Genomic DNA, 21,431 nt, shown 5'->3' on the forward strand with positions numbered 1-21,431 from the left:
GTCACTCCCGCGCCAGCACTGCACCGGTGCTGATCCGGCGCGCGACATCCGCCAGCGTCGCATCGTCGATCTCGGTCGGCCGAAATGCCGGCATCGCCCGGTTGCCCATGCGCACGACACGCTGGATGTACTCAGGCGGCAGGCCGCGCCCCTTCAGCACCGGCCCGACGTTCGCCTCGTGACAGTGGCCGCACACCTTCTGGTACAGCTCCGCCCCGTCACGCCACTGCCCCGCGACCGCACTTCCCGCCGCAGTCGCCAACGTCAACACCCCCAGGCACCCGGCCCACGCTCTCGTTCGCATCTTTTGCGCCCCTTCTGATTGTTTGATTTCAAACGTCTCCAAACGAATCACAGCAAGAGCAATGCCTGCTTTCGCCTTACGGGCCTTAAATCTTTTTTTACAAGCACTTGCAGCACGCAATAGCGGAAAGCGCCCGGCCAAAATGAAACGGGGCGGTGTCTGAAATACAGACACCGCCCCACCGCAAACTGACCCGCACGCCGGGCCCCGCCATGCGCGACACGGCAGGTACCGTGCGATTCGCAAATTCAGACACTGTCTGAAATTGCGACACCCGCACAGCTCACCCCGTCAAGTCGAGCGGACTCCGCACACCGCGCCCTCCCCGGTTCAAGACGTGGGTGTAAATCATCGTCGTCGACACATCCGCATGTCCGAGCAACTCCTGCACCGTGCGGATGTCATAGCCGGCCTCGAGCACGTGAGTGGCAAAGGAGTGCCGCAGCGTGTGCGGACTCACCGGTTTCACGATCCCGGCACGCGCGGCAGCCGCCCTCACCGCCCGTTGCACCCGCTTCTCATCGACGTGATGACGCCGCACCGCCCCCGAGCGCGGATCCACCGACAGCCCCGCCGCCGGAAACACGTATTGCCACCCCAACGAAGTCGCAGCCGACGGATATTTCGTCGCCAAGGCATGCGGCAACCAGACATCCCCCCGGCCCGCCAGCAATTCCGCCGCATGAAGCGCACGCACCACAGAAACCTGCACGCGCAAGCGCTCGGTCAGGCTCCCCGGCAACATCGTCACGCGATCCTTGTCGCCCTTCCCCTCCCGCACCACGATCTCGCCGCGCCCGAAGTCGACGTCCTTCACCCGCAAGCGCAGCCCTTCGAGCAAACGCATGCCCGTCCCGTACAACAGCGAGACGATCAACCCCAGCAAAGGGTCATCCACCGCCGCAATCAATCGCTGCACTTCCTCGCGCGACATCACCGAAGGCAAGCGCGCCGGCCGCTTCGCCCGCGTCACCTCATCCAGCCACGGCAAGGGCTGCTCCAGCACCTCCCGGTAAAGGAACAGGATCGCTGACAAAGCCTGCCCCTGCGTCGCCGCACTCACGTCGCGCTCCACTGCGAGAGAGGTCAAAAATGCCTCAACCTCCCGCTTTCCCATGTCCTTTGGATGGCGCCGACCGTGATGAATGATGTATCTTTTGATCCAACCAACATACGCCTGCTCCGTACGCAGGCTGTAGTGCTTGAGGCGCAGCCGATCCCGAACAAGATCGAGCAAGCGCGGCGCAGTCGAACCGACAGAAGAAAGGCCTTGATCCATGTTATCGGACAGTATGCTGTATGGATATACACATGATACCTGCTAGACCAATGACTTGCCAGCCGTTGCCGGTTTATCCGCCATGTCCAATAACACTTTTACGCCGACACTTGGTGTCGACCATACGTTAGGCATTTTATGAGCGACACTGCTGACCAGTGGGAGCGGTTTCTAGACCCGGATGTGGTTAGGCCATCTCTCTTTTTGGCGACGATGTTTATCACTACGTTTGAGATCCTTAAGGACTCTGTTGTGGACGACATTCGTGGTTACTACACGAACGGGTTTGATGAGAATGGACCGACTGTCGAGCCCGAGTACCGATCCAAGGTCTTATCCAAAAATAAGAGCCCGCTCTATGCATCTCTTCAATGGCTGCGCGAGAACGACGCTATAGATAACGAAGACTTGGCAACCTTCGAGCAGCTTAAGAAAACACGCAATCTACTCGCTCACCAGCTCTTCGCCGTCGTTACGGGGCAGGTCGAGTCTGCCCACGAGGCTCAGTTCGATGCTCTTGTAGCGCTACTACGCAAGATCGGCGTGTGGTGGGTCGTCAATGTCGAGATTCCGACCAATCCAGGCTTCGATGGGCAGGAAATTGATGAAGAAGGCATTGTTCCCGGTGCAGTCCTGTCACTGCAAATGCTTATCCAAGTGGCGTCAGGAAACACCGAGCTGCTCGAACAGTGGCGCAAGGAGCGTGTCAAAGGGCGAGAAAATGCCTAACCCCTCATTCCACCGGACCTTGCGCATAAAGCCGCGCAAGGTCCGGTGAATTCAAACGTTGAGGCTGTAGAAAAACCCCGGCCGCGGCGCACACGCCAATGCCTCCGGTATAATTCGGCGACGCCTCCCGGAGTTCCGCGATGCCCCGCTTCAAGACGCCCGACTATGGTCTCAAGATGATCCCGGTGGACTTCGACCGGCAGGTGATTGCGGGGAGCTTAGAGCACGCACTCTGTCATCTGGTCGACCACGAGATCGATCTTTCGGGGCTACACGCGCGCTGCCGCAATGACACGACGGGCGCGCCGGCGTTCTCACCGGCCGTGCTGCTCAAAATCGTGCTGCTCGGATACTCGCGCGGGTTGGTGAGTTCGCGTGCGATCGCTACGGCCTGCCGCGACAACGTGCTGTTCATGGCGGTTTCGGGCGACAGCGCACCGCACTTCACGACGATCGCCGGCTTCGTCGCCGAACTCGGTGACGAAGCGGCCCGGATCTTTGCCCGGGTGCTGATGATTTGCGATCGGCAAGGATTGATCGGACGCGAACTCTTTGCCATCGATGGGGTGAAGCTTCCGGCCAACGCGAGCAAGGCCAGAAGCGGTACCCGTGCAGACTTCATGCGCGAGGCCGACAAGATGGAGACGGCGGTCAAGCGCATCATGGTCAGCCACGCCACGGCCGACATGAACGGCGAAGACGCCGAGGCCGCACGCGCGGCGCATACTGTGGAACGACTCAAGGCCGAAGCGGCGAAGATCCGCGCCAGGCTGGACGCGCATCCCGACGAGCGGCGCAGCGCCAAAGGCAAACCGCGGCTGAGCAATCGCACCGACAATGAGTCGGCCAAGATGGCTACCGGCAAAGGCGTGATCCAGGGCTACACCGGGGTGGCCGCGGTCGATGCGAAGAGCCAGATCGTCGTCGACGCCCAGGCGCACGGCACGGGCTCCGAGCAGGAACAGCTCCTGCCGGTGGTCGAGGCGACTGCGCCGTTCCGCACGCCCGACACGACGATCTGTGCCGACGCGGGCTACCATTTGGAAGCGAACCTCAAGGCGCTGGCCGACGCCGGCATCGACGCCTACGTCTGCGACAACGAATACCGCAGCCGAGACGCCCGATATGCCGGGCAGGCGAGTCACAGCCCGATCCGCTGTGGGACAAACGGAAGGCGGACAAGAAGACGCGCTGCTTCCGGCCTGCCGATTTCACGCTGGCCGACGACGGCTCGCACTGCGTCTGCCCGGCCGGCAAGAAGCTGTACTCGAACGGCTCGAACTGCACCTTTAACGGCTATGCGGCGATGAAGTTTCGCGGCGCCGAGCGCGACTGCGTGCCGTGCGTGCTGCGCGACCAGTGCCTGCGCACCCCCGACAAGACCAAGACGCGCCAGGTCGCCTTCTTCCAGGGCAAGCGCGCCAGTGAAGAGAGCCACACCGAGCGGATGAAACGGCGGATCGACACCGACACCGGCAAGCGCATGATCACCGCGCGCTTTGCCACCGTCGAGCCGGTCTTCGGCAATCTGAGAAACAACAAGCGGCTCCATCGCTTCACATTGCGCGGCCGATGCAAGGTCGACGGGCAGTGGAAGCTCTACTGCCTGGTGCACAACATCGAGAAGCTGGCGCACCACGGGTATGCACAATGAGCGGGGCACGCCACGGCAGCACGCCGCTACGCATACGGGAGCACCGGGCGCGAACGACGGAAACCGAACGCATGACGGACTCAGGCTGATCCGGACCGCAAAATGACGAACAAGACATCGTCGGCTATCGCCGACACCGATCGCTTGCCCGGAAATCGGGTTTTCCTACACCGTCGTTGGGGATCTCGATATGACCGACATTCCTATCTTCGGAATGAACGTTCGTACATCGCTGTTTGTCGTGGCGCTTGTCGCTGTTACGCAATCGTCGCTTGCAGCAGACGATGTAACCCCGATCTTGCGCGGCCATGCAGCGTGGGTAACAGCAATCGCGTTCTCGCCGGATGAAACGAAAGTCCTATCTAGTAGCGAAAGCGATGGAATCCGATTCTGGGACGTCGCCTCCAATAAGGAACTGGCGCACTTCAACGCACACCACGTTGCTAATCTCTACCCGACCTTTGATGTGAAATTCACTCCCGACGGAGCCTTTGCTGTTTCAGGCGGCCAAGACAAGGCCGTCGAGATTTGGAATTTGAAGACGCTGAGTAGCGCAATTCGGCTCCTAGAACATCCATGGGGGATCAATGCCGTTTCGGTATCTCCGCGAGGCGATACCATTCTCTCTGCGGGTCAAGGGGGCGCGTTGATACTTTGGAATCGCGCTACAGGGAAATCCATATGCCAGCTGATCGGGCATGAGCGCATGTACGCGTTGACAAGTGTGGCCTTCTTCAATGACGGTAAGAATGCCATCTCTGCTAGCCAAGACAAAAGCATCCGAACGTGGGACTTATCGACATGTAAGCAGTTGTCGGCCATCCAAAGCAAAGCATACAAAGGCGGGCCACTTGCCATGGCGATAGGCAGCAATCTCGCGGTTTCCTACGGTATCGATCGGAAGACTCTAGTGGTCTGGGAGCTTACTACCGGCGTTGAATTTCGGAGAATGACCGGGCACACCATGGACGTCAGAGCAATACGGTTTTCTCCAGATGGGCGACGCGTCATATCGGGCGGGCAGGACAGAAGGCTGCTTACGTGGGACGTGGCTACAGGAAAACTCGTCAAGGAGCAGATCGTGCCCACGGAAATCTCGTCGCTAACAGTATCTCGGACGGGGGCGGTGGCTTTGGTTGGTGGAAAGGACGGGACTATTTACCGCGCGTCGCTGCAGTGAAGCCGATTCCTAACCCGCCGCTCCAAGGGACGCGCCGCAAGCGGCGCGCCCCTGAGCTAGCACGTTAAGCATGAACGATCCACATTATCGCGAAGGAGAAAACGACTTGGACAATACTGAACTGGAATACGCAGGGTTTTGGGCGCGTACTGGGGCTACGTTAATCGACACACTGCTACTAATGCTTATAACCTTTCCCGCACTCATCGGAATCTACGGCTGGGGTTACTTTGATGCAGAGCAATCTGGCATCGTTGCGGGGCCGGCCGACTTCCTGATCTCATGGGTCCTTCCGGCAATTGCAATCATTACGTTCTGGATCATGAAGCAGGCCACTCCGGGAAAAATGGCAATCTCCGCGCGAATCGTCGACGCAGCATCAGGCCAGGCCGCTTCACCAGGCCAACTTGTCGGACGCTATTTCGCATACATAGTTTCAGCCGTTCCTTTCGGCCTTGGCATCCTTTGGGTAGCCTTCGATCGTAAGAAGCAGGGGTGGCACGACAAACTCGCTGGAACGGTCGTTATCCGCAGCGCGAAAAGGGGTCCAGACCCAGTGAGCTTCAATTAATCATCCCCCGTGAAGCCTTACATGGCGCTCAGCCCCGCTCTCTTCGGTCGCTGGGCGCTGCGCCGGCTAACTCTAGGTTAGGCACTCATGGATATCGAACCCAAAACTCTTGGCGTTTCGCTCCAGAGAAGGCATTGGTCGCCGTATTGGTTTGCTCTCGCATGCGCCGGTCTCGGTACAGTGACGATTCACCCGACCAGCGTGTCAGAATGGATCGTCGCGCTTAGCATCGTCGGGCCAGCTTTTTGGGTCTCGTTCGGTGGCCCGTACTGTGTCTATCGTTGGCAGCAGCATTCCCTTCGAATTGTGCGAGGGCTTGTTGGCCTTCTTCGTTTGGCATTCGTAGCGATTGTGCTTTGGTATGTCGCGCCCTTCGCTGTATCTTTCATCAATAGCGTGCTCCATGCCTGAACCTGCAATCAACCGGACGTGATGAACTGCGCTTTTGCAGTCCAGTTATTTCCACGCTAGCCAGCAGCACCCATGCCCCTACCGTTTTCCGCTGAGCAGTTCTACGAGGTCTTCCGTGCATACAATGACGCGGTATGGCCAGCGCAAGTGCTTCTGCTCGCTCTCGCGGTTACGGCACTTACGCTTGTGATCTGGCCGCGTACCTGGTCCGGCGTGGTGATCGCGGGCATTCTCGGGGTCCTGTGGGCGTGGCTAGCGCTTGCATACCACTTGGCGTTCTTCTCGCGTATCAATCCGCTTGCTTACGTGTTTTCTGGAGCGTCATTTGCGGGCGCATTGACCTTTCTGTGGCAGGGGGTCGTCCGGCGCCGACTTCGCTTCTCGTGGCAAGGAGGCGCTCGTTCAATTGTTGGTTTGGCTCTGGTGGTTTTCGCGCTCGTCGTTTATCCGCTCTGGTCTTGGTACGCCGGGCATTCCTACCCGTACATGCCAACCTTTGGCCTGCCTTGCCCAACCACGCTATTCACTATCGGCCTGTTGGCGTTCCTCGTGCCAAGCTATCCGAGAAGCCCTTTCGTTGTGCCGGTACTGTGGTGCTTCGTCGGCGCTCAGGCTGCATTCTTGCTCGGGGTACCTCAAGATTTTTCCTTGTTTGTTGCCGGCGTGTTTGGCCTGGTGCTTCTGGCCAGATCGAAGGCTTCGGTCTCGGCCGGGCGGTCTGTCGATGAATCTGCCGGTTAACGCTGCGGCGCGGGGCCTGGCGCATTAAGCCACGCCAAGCCCCCTCCCTTGAACGTTATAATCAGCGCAACTTATTATCACGACGATCATTCCGTGACGCGCATCGAACTTGGTTTCAGCCTCCTGCTTGCAGACGCCGCACGCCTGATGCGGCATTCCTTCACGGCTGGCCTGCAGGGCAGCCCTCTCACGCTCGCACGGGCGAGGATGTTGATTCATCTGGAGCGCAACGAAGGGATCCGGCAGGTGGATCTGGCGGAGTTGCTGGAGATCCAGCCGATGACGCTGGTGCGCATGATCGACCAGCTGACATCGGAAGGGCTGGTCGAGCGGCGCACTGACCCGGCGGACCGGCGAGCGCACCGCCTGTATCTGACCGACGCGGCCCGGCCGCAACTCGACATCATCGCGGAGGCCGGCACGGCGGTGCGGGAAAAGGCGCTCGTGGGGCTGGACGAGGCCGAGCAGGCGCAGCTGATCGGCGCGCTGCAGAAGGTGTGCCGGAACCTGTCCGGCAGCTGAGTTTTCCCGGGACGGCTTATTCCGCCGCGGCCGTCGAGCGCAGGTAGCGATAGACGGTGGAGCGCGACACGCCGAGCGCCTGCGCTGCAGCGCTGACGTTGCCGTCGAGTTGCGCCAGCACCCAGGTGACGTAGTCGCGCTCGAAGTCTTCCAGGGCGACGATGCCGGAGAACGTGCTCGGCCCTTTGGCGGCGGGCGGCGTCGCGACCGGCAGGCGCAGAATCGCACACACGCTGTCCTCGTCGATCGATTGCCCGTCGCCGAATGCGACGAGCCGCTCGACGGCGTTGCGCAGCTCGCGCACGTTGCCGGGCCACGTGTAGGCGGTCAGCCGTGCGAGTGCGGCCGGCGTAATGTCCGGCAGCTGTGCGGCACCGCGCGCGCTTCGGCGGATCAGGTAGTCGGCCAGCAGCGGAATGTCCTCGGGCCGCTCGCGCAGCGCCGGCACCGGAATGTGCACGACGTTGAGGCGGTACAGCAGGTCGTGGCGGAACTTGCCGTCGGCCACCAGCGCGTCGAGGTCGCGGTGCGTTGCGGCGATGACGCGCGCGTTGGTGCGGCGCAGAGCGGTGGCGCCGAGCTGACGGAATTCGCCCGAATCGAGCACGCGCAGCAGCTTTGCCTGACAGGCCGCGGGCAGTTCGCCGATTTCGTCGAGGAAGAGCGTGCCGCCGCTCGCGAGTTCGAACAGGCCTTCCTTGTCGGCGCTTGCGCCCGAGAAGGCGCCGCGCTTGTGGCCGAACAGTTCGCTTTCGACCAGATCGTCGTCGAGCAGGCCGCAGTTGAGCGGCACGTAGGATTCCTGCGCCCGCTGGCTCCAGCGGTGCAGCAGCCCGGCGACGATCTCCTTGCCCGCGCCGCTCTCGCCGGTGATGAGCACCGGCAGGTCGAGCGGCGCCGCGCGGCGCACGAGCTCCAGCGTACGCCGCCACACTTCGCTCTCGCCGATCACGGCCGTGTCGTCGGCGCCGCGCAGGTGCGCGACCTCGGCACTGAGCGCTGCGCAGCGCCGTGCGAGCATGCGCTTCTCCAGCGCGCGCTCGACGACGATGTCGAGTTCGGTGAGCTTGTACGGCTTGGAGAGGTAGTCGAAGGCGCCCAGCTTCATCGCCGCGATCGCGCTGTCGACGTTGCCGTGGCCGGTGAGGATCACGACCTCGACCTGGGGGTCGAGCTGTTTCAGGCGCTTGAGCACCTCGATGCCGTCGATGCCGGGCATCTTGATGTCGACCAGCGCGAGATCGACGCCCCCGTGCTGCGCGCACTCGAGCGCCGCTTCGCCGTCCGCAGCCTCGCTCAGGCGGTAGCCGGCACGCCCGAGGCGGCTCGTGAGGAGCTGCCGGTACAGGGATTCGTCATCGACGATGAGTACATGGCCTTTCATTGCATGCTTGCCTCGGCGCCGCCGTCGGAGCCCGCCTCGTCGGCGGGCAGATGGATGCGGAACCACGCGCCGCCCTCGGGGCGGTTGCCGCATTCGATGCGCCCGCCCAGTTCGGACATGATCCCGTAGCAGATCGACAGGCCCAGCCCGGTGCCGCGCCCGGGCGCCTTGGTGGTGAAGAAGGGATCGAAGACGTGGTCGATGACGCCCGACGCGAGGCCGGGGCCCTCGTCGAGCACGTCGAGCTCCACCGCGCCGCCCGCCGGGTGCAGCACGACGACGACCCGGCCCCGGCCGTCCATCGCGTCGCGGGCGTTCTTCACGAGGTTGCGCAACACCTGGTCGAGCAGCGTGGGGTTCGTCGCGACCGCCGGCAGCGGCCCTTCCGTGCGCAGTTCGACGTCGAGCCCGCGGGTCAGGCCGAGCTCGCGGTACGAATCGAGGCGCTCGCGCACGAGCATCGCGACGTCGACGACTTCCAGCGGGACTGCCTGCTTGCGCGAGAACAGCAGCAGGTTGTCGGTGATCGCCTTGCAACGCTGCGCCTGTTCCTGGATGGTGGTGAGCCCCTGGCGCAGCACGTCGAAGTCGGGATTCGACTGCGCCCCGGGGATCGACTCCATCAGCGCCTGCAGTTCCTCGGCAAAGCCGGAGACGAGGCCGAGCGGGTTGTTGATCTCGTGCGCGATGCCCGACGCGAACTGCCCGAGCGCGCTGAGCCGGTTGGCCTGCGCGAGCTGGCGCTCCATCTCGCGCCGTGCCGTGATGTCGCGTGCGACGCCGATCACGCCTTCGGGGCGCCCGTCGGTGGACAGCACAGCGGAGCTGACCTCCAGCAGGCGGTTCGGCGCACCGCCCGGCGCGACCATGATCTCGAACGGCGGTCCGCCCTCCCCCGCCAGGCGCCGGCGGAAGTCGCGCTCGACGCGCAGCGCCGACGAATGCAGCATCAGCTCGCCGCAGCTGCGCCCGATGGCGCGATCCGCGGGCACGCCCAGCAGTTCGGCCATGCGTGCGTTGACGAAGCTGAAGCGCCCGTCGAGATCGAGGACATATACGGCGTCGTTGATGATGTCCTGGATCTGCTGCTCGCGGTTTTCCAGGCGCGCGGCGTACTCGGTGAGCTTGCGCTCGCGCTCCTGCTGCGCGGTGATGTCGATGGCGAGCCCGCTGTAGCCGACAATCTTGTCGTCCTTGAACACCGGTTCGACCTGCAGGCGCATCGGCACCGGCCGCCCCGCGGCATCGCGCATCACGACGTCGAGCCGCGTGGCCGCCCGCGCGTTGGCGATGCTCTTGAGGAAGTTGGACGCCGCGACGTGGTATTCGGGCAGCACGAGGTCGCGCAGGCGCATGTTCGGCAGCTGTTCCGGGGTGATGCCCAGCCGCGTGCGCCCGGCCTTGTTGAGCTGCAGCATGCGGCCCGAGACGTGCAGCGCGAACACCATCTCGGGTAGGTCCTCGATCAGGTTGCGGTAGCGCTGTTCCGACGCTTCGAGCTCGCGCGTGCGCTCGTACACCTTGCCTTCGAGGACGTTGATGCGGTCCTTGATGTTGAGGGGCTGGAAGTACTTGCGCAGGCCTTCGAATTCCGGCGCGCAGTCCGCGGCGTTCATCAGCGTCCACGAACAGTGCTCGTCGCCGCGCCCCTCGCATTCGTGCTCGACGCAGATCATGTCGGTCTGGAACACGTAGGACGCGAAGCCCGACGCATAGCCGGCGAGCGTCCAGCACACCGCCTCGTCGGAGCGCCCGAACAGGCGCAGGTGCTGCTCGGCCTCGTAGGAGCGGCGCCAGTGGCCGCTCATGCGGTAATGCCCGCGCTTGTGGTCGACCTCGACCGCCTGGGTCTCGACTTCGGCGATGCCCGAGAACATATGCACCCGCGGCCCGCCGCGGACGAACTCCTCCAGCGTGTCGGGGTGCATGAAGCCGGGCAGCAGGCCGGCGTCCTCGAAGCCGCAACTGAAACCGTAGCGCGTCAGGATCACCTTCGCGATGTCGGCGCCGAGCGTCTCGACCAGCTCCTTGCGCAGCGCGCCCATCGCGTCGGTGTGCAGCAGGATCGCGCGCCGGCCGCTGAACTGTATCGCCCCGCTGTCGGGCGAAAACTCCACCAGGGAGTAGAAATCCAGCTGATCGGCGCGCATCTTGTCCCGGTCCTCACGACTCAGGTCGGGATCATATCCCGATTATCCGGTCCGGCACCCGCCGCATCGCGCCGGAGCCGGGCCGGAATCATTCGGGATACCGCACCGCGCGCTCAGTGCGCGCCCTGCACTTGCTGCTTGAGATAAGGCGCTCCTTCGGCTTGTGCCTCGCCTTGCTCGGGAGCCGTTTCCGGATGGAAGAACTGCTTGAGGATCAGCGCCGTCATGGCCAGCAGGCCGGGGATGGCGACCACCATGAACACCTCGCTGATGCCGAGTTTCCGGCGTGCGAGTTCCGCCACCAGGAAGGACCCGGCAATCCCGCCGAATCGGCCGATGCCGAGCATCCACGCCACCCCTGTGGCGCGCCCCTGCGTCGGGTAGAACGTGGCCGCGAGCGCCGGCATCGACACTTGCGCGGCGTTCATCATCGTCCCGGCGAGGAACACCACGACCACCAGCGCGCCGACGTTGCCGACCACCTGCCCGATCGAATACACGGAGACCGCGGTGAGTGCGTACGCGATGGCGACGATGCGGTTGCCGTTGAAGCGGTCCATCAGCCAGCCGACGAACACCGCCGCGCAACCGCCGAGTGGGAACAGCGCGGAGATCAGCGTGGCCGTCTTGGGATCGAGACCGGCCTCCTTGAACAGGATGGGCATCCAGTTGATCAGCGCATAGAAGATCACCAGCCCCATGAAATAGGCGAGCCACAGCATCACCGACCCGACCACGCGGGAGCGCGACAGCACCACGCCCAGCCCGCTCTTGCCGTCGGCGACGGCGACCGTCTCGGTGAGGCAGAACGAGCGGGCACCGGCTGCAGCGGCAGAGATGCGGCCAAGCACGGCACGGATCCGATCCGTCGACACGCCCTTTGCCACCATGTAGCGAACCGACTCCGGCAACCAGATCAGCATCACCGCAACCAGCACGATGGGAGCGATCCCGCCGAGCACCAGCACGCTGCGCCAGCCGAATTGCGGGATCATCCACGCCGCCAGGAAACCGCCCAGTGCCGCGCCGAGCGGGAAACCGGAGAACATCGCCGTGGTGATCAACGCGCGACGTTTCGTCGGGGAATATTCGCTGATCAGCGTCACCGCGTTGGGCATCGCCGCCCCCAGGCCGAGCCCGGTAAGAAAACGCAGGACCGTGAGGCTCTGCAGATCGGCGGCGAACGCCGACACCAGGCTCGCGACCGCGAACACCAGCACCGCCACGTTCAGCACCAGCCTGCGCCCCACACGGTCCGCCAGCGGGCCCGACACCAGCGCCCCGCCCGCAAGCCCGAACAGCGCCGCGCTCAGCACCGGCGCGAGGTCCGGCTTGGTGACGCCCCATTCCTGGATGAGCGAGGGCGCAATGTAGCCGATCGCCGCGGTGTCGAACCCATCCAGCAGCACGATCAGGAAACACAGGACGAAGATGAGCCACTGGAAGCCGGAAAAGGCCTGGTGGTCTATGAAGGACTGAACATCGACGGCGTCTTTACTGGACACGTTTGTCTCCTCGGTGGCCGGATGGTTTAGCGGCTGCGGGGTGGCCTTCCCGCGACAACCTCTTTGCTGCAAGAGGGCGTGCCCCGCTCGGGGGCCGCCCGAGTCTGTTCGTCAGGCAGCGGCCGCCGCGTGGCGCTCGTGCAGCGAACGCAGCCGGCCGCGCTGCAGCTTGCCGGTCGGCGTCAGCGGCAGCGCATCGAGCCAATGGACCCAGCGCGGGCGCCGGTGGCCCGGCAATGCGGCGATGCCTTCCTCCAGCCGCTGGCGTGCCACGGTCCAGCTGCCAGGCGCCGCGACGACGAGCACCGCCAGCGCCGTCAGGCCGTCGGCCGAATCGACGCCGACCGCCGCGATCTGATGCAGGGCCTCGCCGCAATGCGCCGCCAGCGCCTGCTCGACCCACAGCGTGCTGACCCACTGACCGGCAATCTTCAGCATGTCGTCGTTGCGGCCCGCGTATTCCAGGGAACCGTCAGCGTGGCGCAGGAACATGTCGCCGGGCGAGAACCAGCCGTTGTCGAAATCGACCTGCGCGTCGGGCCGCTTCCAGTAACCGACCGCGACCGTGGTGTGACGCACCCAGATCCGCTGCGGCAGCTCCGCATCGACGTCCGGATTGAAGCGCACCTCGGTCAGCGGCGTCGGGCGCATCACGCCCGAGTCGTCGTCGCTGTAGAGCATCAGGCACAGCGTCTCGGAGGTGCCATAGCCGCTGATGAGCCCGCAGCCGGTCTGCTCGCGCCAGCCTTGGCGTATCGCGAGCGGCAGCGCCTCGCCGGCCGACACGAAATGGCGGATGCCGCGATCGGCCAGCCGCGCCGCGACGCCGGTCTGCAGCATCTTGTTGTACAGCGTCGGCACGCTGAAGAGCAGCGTCGGACGATGCTTCGCGACCATCTCCTCGACGCGCTCGGCCGTCGGCCATTCGCGGTCCAGGATCACCGTCGCCCCCGCGCGCAGCCCGGCGAACAGGCTGTTGCCGAGCGCATAGGCGAAGAACAGCTTGGACGTTGCATACAGCCGGTCCGCGGACGTCAGACCGGCGAGATTACAGGCGAAGGAATGCGCATTGACGACGACGCGCTGAACATGGATCACGCCCTTGGGCGTGCCCGTGGTGCCGGAGGTGCCGATCCACAGGGCCGGCGCCTCGGCATCGAGTTGCAGGGGTTCGATCCCTTCCGCACGTGCGAGCGCCTGCGCCCAGTCACGGTCCGCAACGCCGCCGCCGACCACCGCGGGAGCCCCGGGAAGCGTCGCGACCAGCCCTTGCAGGTCCGCTGCCTGCTCCGGCTCGCACCATACGAAGCGCGCCTCGCATTCCTTCAGGATCGGCGTCAGCTCGGCCATCGACAGCCGCGGATTGACGCCGATGACCACGCCGCCGGCCCAGATCGCGCCGAGATAAGCCTCGGCCCAGTCGTCGCTGTCGGGCGCGAACACGACCACGCGCTCGCCCGGTGCCAGTCCCAGCGCCTGCCACGCGCCCGCCGCGCGACGCACGCGCTCCCGCAGTTCCGCATAGCTCACGCGCCGCTCGTCGCATTCGATGGCTGTCGCGGCATCCGCGCCAGCCGACAGCAGGATCTCAGCAGCATTCATTCGCACTTCTCCACATTGAGGCGGATTTCCCCGAGAGAAACCCGTGTAGCCGTCCGGTGAATCGGGGTGCGCCGAAGGGCGACCGAATCGTTCCGCACAATAGGCCCGGGCGATGACCGGAACAATACGCGGCAACGCCTTTCTGCATCGCATTTGATGGAAGTCAAATTATTTCGCGGTTCACGAAAACTCCGCAGGCGACGATTTTCCGCCACCACCGGCGCCGCATCCCCCGCCGTTCCTGACAGTGGCGGCAAATCCACTGACGCAGCCGCAAATCCCGCCCCGATCATCGCGCGCATCCCGCGCCCTTGCATAACCCCACCCGCTTTTTTGTTTGACTTCAAACTGTTTTATTGCAACACTACATCCAACCATCAGGACAACAGGAGACGGCAATGGGGATCAGGGACAAGGTCGAACAACTGTGCGCACGCATGCACGACACGCCGCAATACGATACGCAGGGTGCCGTGCTGTTCGTCGACCTCGAGAAGCGCGAAACGCAGCGCAAGTACCTGCCGCTCGACGTGCTGCGCACCTACCTCGGCGGACGCGGCGCTAATATGTACCTGCTCTACAACCTGCTGCAGGACGGACGCGAAGCGCTCGACCCCGAAGTCCCCCTGATCTTCGGCGCCGGCACCCTCACCGGCGACATGCCGGCCGCCACCCGCGGCAACTTCACCAGCCGCTCGCCCGAGAGCGACGCGATCCTCGACACCAACGGCGGCGACTACTTCCCCTCCTTCGTCAAGCGCCACGGCTACGACCACATCGTGCTGTACGGCCTGGCGCCGCAATGGACGCTGCTGCGCATCGCGCATGAAGAAGTGCAGTTCATCGACGCGACGCCCTACGTCGGTCTCGACAACCTCGACCTGCCCGGTGCGATCGAGCGCGACTTCGAATGCACCGAACGCAAGGACATGGCGCTCGCCCGCATCACCACCGCCGGGGAGAACCTCGCGCTGTGCAGCGGCATCATGGGCGGCATCAAGGCGATCTGGGCGCGCGGCGGCGGCGGCGCGAAGATGGGTTCGCTGCACCTGAAGGCCATCATGGTGCACGGCAAGCCCGACGATGCGCCGAAGGTGGCCGAACTCAAGGCGCACAACAAGGTGATCGGCAAGAAGATCACCTCGACCTCGGTGATCAAGAACGCGCTCAAGCAGGTCGGCACGCCCTTCCTGTACAAGCCCTCGCGCGTGCTCGGCGCACTCGGCACGCTGAACAACCAGAAGACGGACTGGTATCCGACGCTGGACGCCGACAACTTCGACCCCTACCGCCCCGGCATGGACGGGTGCTTCAAGTGCCCGGTGCATTGCCGCAACCTCAACGACATGACCCCCGAAGGCAAGGGTGGCTGGGGCTCGGCCGCGCTCAAGGGCCTGAAGGGCAACGCCAGCTATGACAAGGCCCAGGCCGACGTCGAACACGGCAAGCAGCGCACCTACAACGGCATCCACAACGACGGCAAGTTCGACCAGTACGACAAGGGCGACGGCCCCGAATACGTCACCGTCGGCAAGTTCGGTCCGATGATCGGCCTGAAGGAGCCGGAGCACATCCTGCGCCTCAACAACATCCTCAACGACCTCGGCCTCGACTCGGCTTCGACCGGCAGCGCGATCTCGTGGGCGATGGAGCTGTGGCAGCGCGGCATCATCAACGCGAGCCACACTGGCGGGCTGGACCTGTCGTGGGGCAACTACGAGACGGTCGAGAAGCTGCTGTTCATGACGGCGAAACGCGAAGGCTTCGGCGATACCATCGCCGACTCCGCACGCGCCGTCGAGCGCGGCAAGTATCCGCCCGAAGCCTTGGACTACCGCATGGCGGTGAAGGGCCTGTTCCAGTCCGACCCGCACGACGCCCGCATCCTCAAGGCCTTCGCGCTGGGCCTGTCGGTCGCCACGCGCGGCATGGACCACCTGCGCAACCGCGTCACGCTCGAGATCAACGCCCGCATCAACGACGACGCCGCGTTCAAGACCGAGCTCTACGGCGGCACCGTCGCGGCCGAACCAAACCGCTACGAAGGCAAGGAATTCGCCGTACGCCGCTGCGAGAACACCTTCGCCGTCGGCGACTCAGTGGGCATGTGTCGCTTCAACACCAAGCTGTTCAACTCGCCGACGACGCCGGACTGCGGCGACTTCGCCACCCAGCTTTCGACCGCGACCGCGCACGAATTCACCGGCGAGCAGCTGAACGAGATCGGCCGCAACATCACCGGCCTGGAGCGCATGATCAACTTCCGCCTCGGCCTGCGCGGCAAGGATGACACCCTGCCGAAACGCTGGTTCGAGGAACAGATCGAGGTCGGCCCCTTCAAGGGCGAGAAGGTCGACCGCAAGGAGTTCGAAGCGATGAAGGCGCGCTTCTACGAAGTCACCGGCCTCAACGCCGAAGGCGTGCCCAAGGCCGACTGGCACGAACAGCTCGCCGGCGCCACCACCGGCTTCGCCGTGCGCGTCGAACTGCCGCACCCGCTGCCCGGTGCGCCGGAAAAGGCGATCGTCATCGACGAACCCGTCGCCAACGTCGTCGCGCTGCGCGACGCCCTGGCCCGCCGCCTGCCCGAAGCCCGCGAGGCGCTCAACGACCACTCGTGGAACGTCGCGGTCAACGGCCACATGGTCCTGGCGGGCGAGCGCGAGACCGCCCTGCACCACGGCGACCGCGTGGCCTTCGTGCCGATCATCGCCGGGGGCTGACGAAGGCAGAACGGACGGGGAGCCCCCTCCCCATCCGCGCAGCACGAAATGCAAACGGCGGACGATCACCTCGTCCGCCGTTTGCATTCACGGGGTACTTCAGCGCGACCTTTCTACTGCCAGCCCCCGCCCAGCGCCTTGTACAGCGCGATGCGGTTGGCGGCGTCGGACTGGCGCACGGCGATCAGGTCCAGCTCGGCGACGTACAGGCTGCGTTGCGCATCGAGCAGGCCGAAGTAGCTGTCGATGCCCGCCTTGTAGCGCGCCTCCGAAAGCTTGAAGCTCGCCTCGGTCGCCTCCACCAACTTGCGCCGCGCGTCGAGCTGCTCGGCCAGCGTCGCGCGGTCGGCCAGCGCATCGGCCACTTCGCGGAACGCCGACTGGATCGCCTTCTCGTACTGCGCCACCACGATCTCCCGCTGCACCTTCGTCGCCTCCAGATTCGCCGTGAGCCGCCCGGCCTCGAAGATCGGCAGCGAAATCTGCGGCACGAAGCTCCACGTCCCCGATCCCGCCTCGAACAATCCGTCCAGCGTGCTGCTCGCGGTGCCCGCCGCAGCGGTCAGCGTGATGCGCGGGAAGAAGGCCGCGCGCGCCGCACCAATGCTGGCATTCGCCGCACCCAGCTGACGCTCCGTCTGCAGGATATCCGGACGGCGCGTCAGCACCTCCGACGGCACGCCCGCCGGCAGCTCCGCCACCGACGTGATCGAGTCAGTCAAGCCTTGCGGCAGCAACCCGACCGGAACCTCCGCGCCGACCACCAACGCCAGCGCATTCCGGTCCTGCGCGACGAGCGACGTGTAGCGTGCCGCATCGGCGCGTGCCCCTTCGAGCAGCGTCTGCGCCTGGCGCAGATCCACCGCCGAGGTCGCCCCCACATCGAAACTGCGCTTCGTCAGCTCATAGGACTTCTGCCGCGTCGCCAGCGTGTTGTTCGCCAGCGTCTGCCGCTCGCGATCCGCCGCGAGCCGCAGCCACGCATCGGCGACTTCCGCGACGAGGCTGATCTGCGCGCTGCGCCGCGCCTCTTCGCTGCCGAGGTACTGCTCCAGCGCCTGCTCGTTCAGGCTGCGGATGCGGCCGAAGAAATCCAGCTCATAAGCCGAGAAGCCCACCGTCGCGCTGTATTGCCGCGTCGTGCCCGCTTCGCCGGTGCGGCTCAGGTCGGCGGGCAGGCGCTGTGCAGTCTGCCCGCCGCTCGCCGCGATCGACGGGAACAGGTCCGCGCGCTGGATGCCGTACTGCGCCCGCGCACGCTCGATGTTGAGTGCGGCGATGCGCAGGTCGCGATTGTTCGCGAGCGCCAGCTCGACGAGTTCGCGCAGGCGCGCGTCGGCGAAATAGGCGCGCCATGCCGGCGCCTCGCTTGCGCTCGCGGCGCTCGCGGGCGCATCCGGGAACGCGGCCGGCACCGGCGCGGCCGGACGTTCATAGGCGGGAATCAGCGAGCAGGCCCCCGCCAGCGTGGCGGCCATCGCGACGACCAGGGTACGCAATCGAGTCATCACTTTGCCTCCTGCACTGCCGGCGCATCGACCGCGGACACCTCGTTCTGCGGATTGCTCTTGAAGATGCGCTTGATCACGACGTAGAACAGCGGAATGAAGAAGATGCCCAGCACGGTCGCCGCAATCGTGCCGCCGAGCACGCCGGTGCCGATCGCGTTCTGGCTGCCCGCGCCCGCCCCCTTGGCAATCGCCAGCGGCAGCACGCCGAGGCCGAACGCCAGAGAGGTCATCAGGATAGGCCGCAGCCGCATGCGCACGGCCTCCAGCGTCGCGGTGATCAGGTCCTTGCCCTCCTTCTCCATCTGCGCCTTCGCAAACTCCACGATCAGGATCGCGTTCTTCGCCGACAGGCCGATCGTGGCCAGCAGGCCGACCTGGAAATACACGTCGTTCGACAAGCCGCGTCCGGTCGCCGCCAGGATCGCACCCAGCACCCCGAGCGGCACCACCAGCATCACCGCGAAGGGCACCGACCAGCTCTCGTACAATGCCGCAAGGCACAGGAACACCACCAGCAGCGACAGCGCATAGAGGGCCGGCGCCTGCGCCCCGGAACGGCGCTCCTCGTACGAGGTGCCGGTCCATTCGTAGCCGATCCCCGCCGGCAGCTTGGCCATGATCTCCTCGACCGCAGCCATCGCGTCACCCGAGGACAGCCCAGGCGCCGCCTGGCCGAGGAGCTCGATCGACGGCTGGCCGTTGTAACGCTCGAGACGCGGCGATCCATACACCCAGCGCGCCGTCGTGAAGGCCGCGAGCGGCACCATCTCGCCCTGCTTGTTGCGCACGTACCACTTGCCGAGATCCTCCGGCGTCATCCGCGCCGGTGCGTCGGCCTGCAGATACACCCGCTTGATGCGGCCACGATCGATGAAGTCGTTTACATAGACGCCGCCCCACGCCGTGTTCAGCGTGTCGTTGACGTCCGCAATCGAGACACCCAGTGCGCCCGCCTTCGCATGGTCGATGTCGAGCTGATACTCCGCGACATCGTCCTGGCCGTTCGGGCGCACGGCGACCAACCGCTTGTCCTGCGCCGCCAGGCCCAGGAACTGGTTGCGCGCCCCCACCAGCACCTCGTGGCCGAGGCCCGCGCGGTCCTGCAGCATCAGGTTGAAGCCGTTCGACGTGCCCAGCTCCAGCACCGCGGGAGGAACGAAGGCGAACACCATCGCCTCGCGGATCTGCGAGAACGCGCCCATCGCCCGCCCCGCCACCGACTTCACGTCACGCCCCGGCGCGCGCCGCTCGCCCCAGTCGCGCATGCCGACAAAGCCCAGGCCCATGTTCTGGCCGCTGCCGCCGAAGCTGAAACCGGCCGCAGTGAAGATCGAGCGCACGTTATCCTTCTCGGTCTCGAGGAAGTGCTGTTCGACCTTCTTCAGCACCTCGACCGTGCGCTCCTGCGTCGCGCCTGCGGGCAGCGTGACCTGCGTGAACATCACGCCCTGATCTTCCTCCGGCAGGAAGGAAGTCGGCATGCGGGCGAACAGCAGACCCAGCACGACGATGATCGCGACGTAGATCGCGAGGTAGCGGAAACTGCGATGCAGGATGCGGGCAACCGCTGACTCGTAGCGCTGCGTATTGCGCGCGAACATCACGTTGAACCAGTGGAAGAAACGCCCGAAGACACCTCCCTCGCCGTGCTCGTGGCCTTTTTCCACCGGCTTGAGCATCGTCGCGCACAGCGCCGGCGTGAACACGATCGCCACCAGCACCGACAGGCCCATCGCCGCCGCGATCGTGATCGAGAACTGGCGATAGATCACGCCCGTCGAACCGCCGAAGAACGCCATCGGGATGAACACCGCGGACAGCACGAGGCCGATGCCCACCAGCGCGCCGGTGATCTGCCCCATCGACTTCTTCGTCGCCTCCTTCGGCGAAAGCCCCTCCTCGGTCATCACCCGCTCGACGTTCTCGACGACCACGATCGCATCGTCCACGAGCAGGCCGATCGCCAGCACCAGGCCGAACATCGTCAGCGTGTTGATCGAGAACCCCGCCACCGCCATCACGCCGAAGGTACCGAGCAGCACCACCGGCACCGCAATCGTCGGGATGATCGTCGCGCGGAAGTTCTGCAGGAACAGGTACATCACCAGGAACACCAGCACGATCGCCTCGATCAGCGTCTGCACCACTCCCTGGATCGAGATCTTCACGAACGGCGTCGTGTCGTACGGGACCACCACCTCGATGCCGGCCGGGAAGTAGGGCTTCATCTGCTCCATCTTCGCCCGCACCGCGGCCGCGGTTTCCAGCGCGTTCGCGCCCGCCGCCAGCTTCACGCCGATACCCGCGGCCGGCTCACCGTTGAAGCGGCCCACAATGCCGTAGTTCTCCGCACCGATCTCGATGCGCGCGACATCCTTGAGGCGCACCTCGCCGCCTTGCGCGGAACTGCGCAGCAGGATCTTCTCGAACTGCGCGACCGATTCGAGACGGTTCTGTGCCGTGATCGTCGCCGTAAAGCCCTGCCCCGACACCGCCGGTACGCCACCGAGCTGGCCCGCCGACACCTGCGCGTTCTGCGTGCGGATCGCCGCCTGCACGTCGCCCGGGGTCAGGTGGAAATTGTTGAGCTTCGCCGGATCCAGCCACACGCGCATCGCGTATTGCGCGCCGAACACCTGCACCTCGCCGACGCCGGTCACACGCGACAACGGATCCTGCACACTCGACACGAGAAAGTCCGCGAGGTCGGCACGATCCAGGTTCTCGTCCTTCGAGACGAAGCCCAGCACCATCAGGAAGTTGCGCGTCGACTTGGCGACCTGCACCCCCTGCTGCTGCACCGCCTGCGGCATCAGCGGCAGCGCCAGCTGAAGCTTGTTCTGCACCTGCACCTGCGCAATGTCGGGGTTCGTGCCCGCGTCGAAGGTCAGCGTGATCGTCGCGCGGCCAAAGGAGTCCGACGACGAACTCATGTACAGCAGCCCGTCGAGGCCCGTCATCTTCTGCTCGATGACCTGGGTGACGGAATCCTGCACCGTTTTTGCCGAAGCGCCGGGATAGGTCGCGTTGATCACCACGGTCGGCGGTGCGATCGACGGATACTGCGCCACCGGCAGGCGCATGATCGACAGCGCGCCGAAAAGCATGATCACGATCGCGATGACCCACGCGAAGATGGGCCGATCGATGAAGAAACGTGCCATC

At 64.8% G+C, this 21,431-nt stretch carries 16 protein-coding genes; 8 read left to right on the plus strand and 8 right to left on the minus strand.

Annotated elements, in window-relative coordinates; genetic code table 11:
* Position 1: 1 nt before the first annotated feature.
* Together AzCIB_RS14220 and AzCIB_RS14225 are read right to left on the minus strand one after the other, a co-directional pair.
* Complete coding sequence (locus AzCIB_RS14220) at positions 2-304, minus strand: c-type cytochrome (RefSeq protein WP_050416497.1); 303 nt, start codon at positions 302-304, stop codon at positions 2-4.
* A gap of 283 nt (positions 305-587) precedes the next feature.
* Positions 588-1,583, minus strand: coding sequence for an integron integrase (locus AzCIB_RS14225; RefSeq protein WP_050416498.1), 996 nt, complete (start codon positions 1,581-1,583; stop codon positions 588-590).
* A 138-nt stretch (positions 1,584-1,721) separates the two neighbouring features.
* On the opposite strand from AzCIB_RS14225, the gene AzCIB_RS14230 reads away from it, so the two are divergent.
* The 7 genes from AzCIB_RS14230 (at position 1,722) to AzCIB_RS14255 (ending at position 7,391) form a co-directional block, all read left to right on the plus strand.
* On the plus strand, positions 1,722-2,312 hold the full coding sequence (locus tag AzCIB_RS14230; protein ID WP_050416499.1) for a hypothetical protein: 591 nt from the start codon (positions 1,722-1,724) through the stop codon (positions 2,310-2,312).
* Between the two features lie 140 nt (positions 2,313-2,452).
* On the plus strand, positions 2,453-3,622 hold the full coding sequence (locus tag AzCIB_RS14235; protein WP_198149534.1) for a transposase: 1,170 nt from the start codon (positions 2,453-2,455) through the stop codon (positions 3,620-3,622).
* Positions 3,574-3,966 (plus strand): transposase, encoded by a 393-nt coding sequence (locus AzCIB_RS24475; RefSeq protein WP_232299443.1) that lies wholly within the window; start codon positions 3,574-3,576, stop codon positions 3,964-3,966. Before AzCIB_RS14235 ends, AzCIB_RS24475 begins: the two co-directional genes overlap by 49 nt.
* Before the next feature lie 190 nt (positions 3,967-4,156).
* Positions 4,157-5,146, plus strand: coding sequence for a WD40 repeat domain-containing protein (locus tag AzCIB_RS23860; RefSeq protein WP_083447026.1), 990 nt, complete (start codon positions 4,157-4,159; stop codon positions 5,144-5,146).
* A gap of 70 nt (positions 5,147-5,216) precedes the next feature.
* Complete coding sequence (locus AzCIB_RS14245) at positions 5,217-5,717, plus strand: RDD family protein (RefSeq protein ID WP_232299228.1); 501 nt, start codon at positions 5,217-5,219, stop codon at positions 5,715-5,717.
* Positions 5,718-6,200: 483 nt separating this feature from the next.
* On the plus strand, positions 6,201-6,869 hold the full coding sequence (locus AzCIB_RS14250; RefSeq protein ID WP_050416502.1) for a DUF6064 family protein: 669 nt from the start codon (positions 6,201-6,203) through the stop codon (positions 6,867-6,869).
* Positions 6,870-6,962: 93 nt separating this feature from the next.
* Positions 6,963-7,391: a MarR family winged helix-turn-helix transcriptional regulator gene (locus tag AzCIB_RS14255; RefSeq protein WP_050416503.1), complete on the plus strand. Its 429-nt coding sequence runs from the start codon at positions 6,963-6,965 to the stop codon at positions 7,389-7,391.
* A 16-nt stretch (positions 7,392-7,407) separates the two neighbouring features.
* On the opposite strand, the gene AzCIB_RS14260 is transcribed toward AzCIB_RS14255, so the two are convergent.
* The 4 genes from AzCIB_RS14260 to AzCIB_RS14275 all read right to left on the minus strand — a co-directional run bounded on the left by AzCIB_RS14260 (position 7,408) and on the right by AzCIB_RS14275 (position 14,032).
* The gene (locus tag AzCIB_RS14260) at positions 7,408-8,775 is read right to left on the minus strand and encodes a sigma-54-dependent transcriptional regulator (RefSeq protein WP_050416504.1); all 1,368 of its coding nucleotides are present in this window, start codon (positions 8,773-8,775) and stop codon (positions 7,408-7,410) included.
* Complete coding sequence (locus tag AzCIB_RS14265; RefSeq protein ID WP_050416505.1) at positions 8,772-10,925, minus strand: PAS domain S-box protein; 2,154 nt, start codon at positions 10,923-10,925, stop codon at positions 8,772-8,774. Before AzCIB_RS14265 ends, AzCIB_RS14260 begins: the two co-directional genes overlap by 4 nt.
* A 113-nt stretch (positions 10,926-11,038) precedes the next feature.
* Complete coding sequence (locus AzCIB_RS14270; RefSeq protein WP_050416506.1) at positions 11,039-12,430, minus strand: MFS transporter; 1,392 nt, start codon at positions 12,428-12,430, stop codon at positions 11,039-11,041.
* A 111-nt stretch (positions 12,431-12,541) separates the two neighbouring features.
* Complete coding sequence (locus AzCIB_RS14275) at positions 12,542-14,032, minus strand: AMP-binding protein (RefSeq protein ID WP_050416507.1); 1,491 nt, start codon at positions 14,030-14,032, stop codon at positions 12,542-12,544.
* A 398-nt stretch (positions 14,033-14,430) separates the two neighbouring features.
* Between AzCIB_RS14275 and AzCIB_RS14280 the strand changes: the two genes are divergently transcribed.
* Positions 14,431-16,755 (plus strand): aldehyde ferredoxin oxidoreductase C-terminal domain-containing protein, encoded by a 2,325-nt coding sequence (locus AzCIB_RS14280; protein ID WP_050416508.1) that lies wholly within the window; start codon positions 14,431-14,433, stop codon positions 16,753-16,755.
* A 113-nt stretch (positions 16,756-16,868) separates the two neighbouring features.
* Here AzCIB_RS14280 and adeC read toward each other — a convergent pair whose 3' ends face one another.
* Together adeC and AzCIB_RS14290 are read right to left on the minus strand one after the other, a co-directional pair.
* On the minus strand, positions 16,869-18,263 hold the full coding sequence (adeC, locus tag AzCIB_RS14285) for an AdeC/AdeK/OprM family multidrug efflux complex outer membrane factor (protein ID WP_050416509.1): 1,395 nt from the start codon (positions 18,261-18,263) through the stop codon (positions 16,869-16,871).
* A complete protein-coding gene (locus AzCIB_RS14290) occupies positions 18,263-21,430 on the minus strand; it encodes an efflux RND transporter permease subunit (RefSeq protein WP_050416510.1) in 3,168 nt (1,055 codons plus the stop codon). The genes adeC and AzCIB_RS14290 overlap by 1 nt, the downstream gene beginning before the upstream one ends.
* Position 21,431: the final 1 nt, after the last annotated feature.

This window comes from Azoarcus sp. CIB (genome assembly GCF_001190925.1).
Taxonomy (GTDB): Bacteria; Pseudomonadota; Gammaproteobacteria; order Burkholderiales; family Rhodocyclaceae; genus Aromatoleum.

What these genes read in the sequence shown, in the direction of transcription:
- AzCIB_RS14280 (WP_050416508.1), top strand. Translation starts at nt 14,431, where the DNA reads ATGGGGATCAGGGACAAGGTCGAACAACTGTGCGCACGCATGCACGAC.
- AzCIB_RS14275 (WP_050416507.1), bottom strand. Translation starts at nt 14,032, where the DNA reads ATGAATGCTGCTGAGATCCTGCTGTCGGCTGGCGCGGATGCCGCGACA.
- AzCIB_RS14290 (WP_050416510.1), bottom strand. Translation starts at nt 21,430, where the DNA reads ATGGCACGTTTCTTCATCGATCGGCCCATCTTCGCGTGGGTCATCGCG.
- AzCIB_RS14245 (WP_232299228.1), top strand. Translation starts at nt 5,217, where the DNA reads ATGAACGATCCACATTATCGCGAAGGAGAAAACGACTTGGACAATACT.
- AzCIB_RS23860 (WP_083447026.1), top strand. Translation starts at nt 4,157, where the DNA reads ATGACCGACATTCCTATCTTCGGAATGAACGTTCGTACATCGCTGTTT.
- AzCIB_RS14235 (WP_198149534.1), top strand. Translation starts at nt 2,453, where the DNA reads ATGCCCCGCTTCAAGACGCCCGACTATGGTCTCAAGATGATCCCGGTG.
- AzCIB_RS14230 (WP_050416499.1), top strand. Translation starts at nt 1,722, where the DNA reads ATGAGCGACACTGCTGACCAGTGGGAGCGGTTTCTAGACCCGGATGTG.
- adeC (WP_050416509.1), bottom strand. Translation starts at nt 18,263, where the DNA reads ATGACTCGATTGCGTACCCTGGTCGTCGCGATGGCCGCCACGCTGGCG.
- AzCIB_RS14225 (WP_050416498.1), bottom strand. Translation starts at nt 1,583, where the DNA reads ATGGATCAAGGCCTTTCTTCTGTCGGTTCGACTGCGCCGCGCTTGCTC.
- AzCIB_RS14265 (WP_050416505.1), bottom strand. Translation starts at nt 10,925, where the DNA reads ATGCGCGCCGATCAGCTGGATTTCTACTCCCTGGTGGAGTTTTCGCCC.
- AzCIB_RS14250 (WP_050416502.1), top strand. Translation starts at nt 6,201, where the DNA reads ATGCCCCTACCGTTTTCCGCTGAGCAGTTCTACGAGGTCTTCCGTGCA.
- AzCIB_RS14220 (WP_050416497.1), bottom strand. Translation starts at nt 304, where the DNA reads ATGCGAACGAGAGCGTGGGCCGGGTGCCTGGGGGTGTTGACGTTGGCG.
- AzCIB_RS14260 (WP_050416504.1), bottom strand. Translation starts at nt 8,775, where the DNA reads ATGAAAGGCCATGTACTCATCGTCGATGACGAATCCCTGTACCGGCAG.